Origin of the sequence: Streptomyces javensis (assembly GCF_039525925.1) — a bacterium.
Taxonomy (GTDB): Bacteria; Actinomycetota; Actinomycetes; order Streptomycetales; family Streptomycetaceae; genus Streptomyces; species Streptomyces asiaticus.
The window spans coordinates 1-4,267 of sequence record NZ_BAAAIF010000184.1 but is presented as its reverse complement, the minus strand read 5'-3'; the positions used below and the strand labels follow the sequence as shown (position 1 = coordinate 4,267).

The 4,267-nt window shown below is 73.0% G+C and carries 1 protein-coding gene; it reads left to right on the top strand.

Annotation, left to right across the window (positions count from 1 at the left end; all coding sequences use genetic code 11):
- On the top strand, positions 1 to 4,267 hold a 4,267-nt coding region (locus tag ABD329_RS47320; RefSeq protein WP_344318197.1), incomplete at both ends, for a type I polyketide synthase.

The window sequence follows — 4,267 nt, the reverse complement described above, 5'->3', positions numbered from 1 at the left end:
GGCCCAAGCCCGTCACCGGGCGCGGCGACGCCTCGTCGATCGGCTTGCAGCGCGACGCGCACCCGTTGCTGGCGGCGGCGGTGTGGCTGGCCGAGGGCGATGGGCTGGTGCTGACGGGTCAGCTGTCGCTGTCGGCGATGCCGTGGCTGGCCGATCATGCGGTGCACGGCACGGTTCTGCTGCCTGGTACGGCGTTCGTGGACCTGGCGGTCCACGCCGGTGACCTGGCCGGTTGTGGCGTGCTGGAGGAGTTGACCTTGCAGGAGCCGCTGCTCCTGCCCGGCTCCGGTGGCGTGCAGCTACAGGTCCGCGTCACCGACGGCGAGGACGGTCCGCGAACGGTCACGATCTCCTCCCGCGAGGGGGACGGCGACTGGGTTCGGCACGCCGTCGGCGTACTGGCCCCCGCCGGCCGTGAGTCGGCCCCCGCCCCGCTGGCCGTCTGGCCTCCGGAGGGTGCGGAGTCGGTACCGGTCGACGACGCCTACGAGAAGCTGGCTCGGCGTGGTTACGGCTACGGGCCGGCCTTTCAGGGTCTGCGTCAGGTCTGGCGCGCCGGGGACACCGTCTACGCCGAGGTCGAGCTGCCCGAGGCCGCGGAAGCGGATGTCGCTGGGTTCGGCCTGCACCCCGCGCTGCTCGACGCTGCCCTGCACGGCCTCCTGGCCGCTGGCACTGGCACTGGCACTGGCAATGGCAATGGCAGTGGCGGGGGGACGGGGCTGCCGTTCGCCTGGTCGGGCGTTCGACTGCTGGCCGGCGGTGCGCGCCAGCTGCGGGTGGTGCTGGCCGGTGAGTCGGGCGGCGTCTCGGTGACCGCGTTCGACAGTGCCGGTCAGCCGGTTCTGGAGGCCCGGTCGCTGGCAATGCGTGAGGTTCTGGCGGGTCAGCTCACCGGGTCGGGTCGTCAGGTGCGCCAGTCGCTGTTCACGGTGGACTGGGTCCCGCTGCCGGTGCAGGCTGCGGCCGTCGCAGGACAGTGGGCGCGGCACGGCCAGCCGACCGGCTCCGAGCCGGCGCCGGTGGTCGTTGCTACGGTTCCGGTCCCCCCGTTCGGGGTTTCGGCGCCGGAGGCGGCCCAGCAGGCTGCTGCGACGGTGCTGGGTTGGGTGCAGGAGTGGCTGGCCGACCCCGCAACCGAGAGTTCGCGGTTGGTGATCTGGACCCAGGGCGTGGCCGTCGGCCAGGACCTGGTCGGCGCGGCGGTGGCGGGTCTGGTGCGCTCGGCGCAGTCCGAGCACCCGGGTCGTCTGCTGCTGGTCGACGTCGACCCGTCGGCGGCCCTCTACCCCGCCTACGACATCGCCGTGGAGACCGTCCTGGCTGCGGTGCTGGCTGTGGACGAGCCCGAGGTCCGCATCCGTCCCGCGGCTGACGGTGAGGGTGTGGTGGCGTTCGGCCGACGGCTGGCCCGGGCCGGGACGGAGGAGCCCGGAGCTGTGCCCGCCGAGTGGGACCCGCAGGGCACCGTCCTGGTGACCGGTGGAACCGGGACGCTGGGCGCGGAGTTGGCCCGGCACCTGGTGGATGTCCGTGGGATGCGGCACCTGGCGCTGATGTCCCGTCGCGGTCCGGATGCGCCCGGAGTCGCCCGCCTGGTCGCCGAGTTGGCGCAGTCGGGCGCGAGCGTGCGGGTGCAGGCCGGTGATGCCGCCGACCGCGACGGCCTCGCGTCGGTGGTGGCGCGGATCGCGGCTGAGCGGCCGCTGACCGCGGTGGTGCACGCCGCGGGTGTGATCGACGACGCCACCGTGGAGTCGCTGACTCCGCAGCGGATGGCGCCGGTGCTGGCGGCCAAGGCCGACGCGGCGTGGAACCTGCACGAGCTGACCGAGGGCGCGGGCCTGGCCGGCTTCGTCCTGTACTCCTCCGCCGCGGCTGTCATGGGCAGCCCGGGGCAGGGGAGTTACGCCGCCGCCAACGCCTTCCTGGACACGCTGGCCGCCTACCGCTGCGAGCGGAACCTGGCCGGCCAGTCGCTGGCCTGGGGTCTGTGGGCCCAGGCCTCGGAGATGACGGGGCACCTGGAGGGCGCGGGTCTGACCCGGCTGCGCCGCAGCGGCATCCAGCCACTGACGACCGAGCAGGGCCTGGCCCTGTTCGACGCCGCCACCACGCTTGGCACACCGTTGGCGGTTCCGGCTCTGCTGGACCTGACCGCGCTGTCACGCCCTGGACGTCAACTGCCCGCGCTGTTGCACGGCTTGGTGGCCGGTGCGCCCGCCCGCCCGACCGCGGCCGTGGCTGCGGCCGCGAACGCCGGTGGCCTGGCGGGCCGGTTGGCCGCGCTCAGCTCCGCCGAGCGCGAGCAGGAGGTGCTGGAGCTCGTCCGGGCGACTGTCGCCGACGTTCTGGGCCATGCCAGCCCTGGGGACATCGATCCCCAGCGGGCCTTCCGCGAGATGGGCATCGACTCCTTGACCGCGTTGGAGCTCCGCAACCGACTGGTTGCGGAGACCGGCCTGATCCTGCCCGCCACCCTGGTGTTCGACTACCCCGTCCCCCTTGACCTCGCCCGGCACCTGGTGACCGAGGCGTGCGGGACTGCCGAGGCCGTCGGGGAGACCGCTGTGCCGGCCGTCCGTGTCGGCACGGACGAGCCGGTGGCGATCGTGGGAATCGGCTGCCGTTTCCCGGGCGGAGCCGAGGGCCCGGAGGGCTTCTGGCAGCTGGTCGCCGGAGGCTCCGACGCGATGACGGGTTTCCCGTCGAACCGCGGCTGGGACGTGACGGGTCTGTCCGACCTCGATTCCGGTGATGATGAGGGCGCGGGTTATGCCCGGGTGGGTGGCTTCCTGGATGGCGCCGGTGACTTCGATGCGGAGTTCTTCGGGATCAGTCCGCGTGAGGCGCTGGGCATGGACCCCCAGCAGCGGCTGCTGCTGGAGACCTGCTGGGAGGCACTGGAGGACGCCGGCATCGAGCCGGGTTCGCTGCGGGGCACCGACACGGGTGTCTACGCGGGCATCATCACCTCCGGCTACCGAGTCGGGGGACAGTACGGTGCCGGCGGTTACGGGATGACCGGGACCACGGCGAGCGTGGCCTCGGGCCGGGTGGCGTACTCGCTGGGGCTGCAAGGTCCGGCCGTATCGATCGACACGGCGTGTTCGTCCTCGCTGACGGCGATTCACCTGGCGGCGCAGGCGCTGCGCTCCGGCGAATGCGGGATCGCGCTGGCCGGCGGCGTCACCGTCATGGCCACCCCCGGTGCGTACCTGGAGTTCGCGCGGCAGCGAGGCCTTGCTGCCGACGGTCGGTGCAAGCCGTTCGCGGACGCCGCTGACGGGACCGGGTGGGGCGAAGGCGTCGGCGTAGTGGTTCTGGAGCGCCTGTCGGATGCCCGCGCTCGCGGGCGCCAGGTGCTGGCGGTCGTGGCAGGCAGTGCGATCAACCAGGACGGTGCGAGCAATGGTCTGTCGGCGCCGAATGGTCCGTCGCAGCAGCGGGTGATCCGGGCTGCGCTGGCCAGCGCCGGGCTGCGGGCGAGTGATGTCGATGTCGTGGAGGCGCACGGCACCGGCACCTCGCTCGGTGACCCGATCGAGGCGCAGGCGCTGCTGGCGACCTACGGCCAGGATCGGCCTGAGGGTCGGCCGCTGCTGCTGGGTTCGGTGAAGTCGAACATCGGGCACACCCAGGCTGCTGCCGGTGTGGCCAGCGTGATCAAGATGGTGCAGGCGATGCGGCACGGGATGCTGCCCGAGACCCTGCACGTGGACGCCCCGTCCACGCATGTGGACTGGTCGGCCGGTGCGGTGGAGTTGCTGACCGAGCCGCGCGAGTGGCCGGCCGGTTCGGGACCGCGTCGTGCGGGTGTGTCGGCGTTCGGGATCAGCGGCACCAACGTGCACCTGATCCTTGAGCAGCCTGCCCAGGACGCCGATGTCCGGGAGGAGTCCGAGTCTTCGGGTCCGGTGGCGTGGGTGCTGTCGGCGCGGTCCGGTGCGGCGCTGGCCGCGCAGGCGGGTCGGCTGGCGGAGTTCGTGGCGGCGCGTCCGGAGGTGGCGGCCAAGGACCTGGCGTTCTCCCTGGCGGTGACGCGGACCACGGCGTTCTCCCACCGCCTGGCCGTGGTCGGCGACGACCGCGAGCAGCTGGTGGCGGGTCTGGCAGCGGCTGCGGCGGGCCGGGAGGCGCCGGGTGTGGTGAGCGGGAGTGTTGGTTCGGTGTCGGGGTTGCGGCCGGTGTTTGTGTTCGCGGGGCAGGGTGCGCAGTGGGTTGGTATGGGCTTGAGGTTGTGGGAGCAGGAGCCGGTGTTCGCGGC